The sequence below is a fragment of the Burkholderia sp. HMSC10F09 genome (assembly GCF_001806955.1).
Lineage (GTDB): Bacteria > Pseudomonadota > Gammaproteobacteria > Burkholderiales > Burkholderiaceae > Burkholderia > Burkholderia multivorans.
In genome coordinates this window covers 1-767 of sequence record NZ_KV786883.1, presented here as the reverse complement: position 1 = coordinate 767, position 767 = coordinate 1, and the positions used below count along the sequence as shown (strand labels likewise).

Below are 767 nucleotides of genomic sequence, written 5' to 3'. Positions count from 1 at the left end.
TGTGGGCCGCCGAGCAGGCGCTCAAGACCGGCTGCTGCGGCGCGCTGCTGCTATGGCAGGATGCGCGGCCCGACGCGCTGCGGCGTCTGCATCTCGCGGCCGCGCGCACCGGCGACACGCTGTTCGTGATGCTGCGCCCGCTGTCGGCCGCGCGGCAGCCGTCGCCTGCGGTGCTGCGCGTCGCGCTGTATCCGGCGCCGGGCGGCGTGTCGCTCGACATCGTGAAGCGCCGCGGGCCCGCGCGCAGCGAGCCGCTCGAACTCGACCTGCCGTCGCCCATCGTGGAGAGCCGCTATGCGCGTCTTGCTCGGCATCCATCTGCCGCGCCTGCCGCTCGACGTGTGCGCCGCGCCGCCGTCTGACGGCGATGCGGGCGGCGCCGGCTGCGCGGTGCTCGAGCAGGGCGTCGTGCTGATCGCCGATGCGGCCGCGCGGCGGCAGGGCGTGCGCGCGGGCATGAAGCGCGGCGGCGTGCTGACGCTCGCACCCGACACGCAGCTCGTCGAACGCGATCCCGCGCGCGAAGCCGATGCGCTGCGCGCGGTCGCGCTCGCGCTGCTGCGCTTTTCGCCGAACGTCGCACTGGCCGACGAAGCGACGCTCGTCGTCGACGTCGGTCCGAGCCTGCGCCTGTTCGGCGGCTTGCCGTCGCTGTGCCGGCAAGTGCGCGCGACGCTCGCGGCGCTCGGCTATGCGGCACGCATGTCCGCCGCGCCGACCGCCGGCGGCGCGTGGCTGCTTGCGCGCGCGTCGGCCCGTATGCGCAG

The 767-nt window shown here is 75.9% G+C and carries 1 protein-coding gene and 1 pseudogene; both read left to right on the top strand.

Going from position 1 to position 767, the window contains the following annotated elements; genetic code table 11:
• Positions 1-362 (top strand): annotated as a pseudogene (locus HMPREF3115_RS24785) (recombinase RecA); the annotation flags it as partial.
• The coding region (locus tag HMPREF3115_RS24780) for a Y-family DNA polymerase (protein WP_141751734.1) at positions 295-767 on the top strand (473 nt) is incomplete at its 3' end. The pseudogene HMPREF3115_RS24785 and the gene HMPREF3115_RS24780, both read left to right, overlap by 68 nt.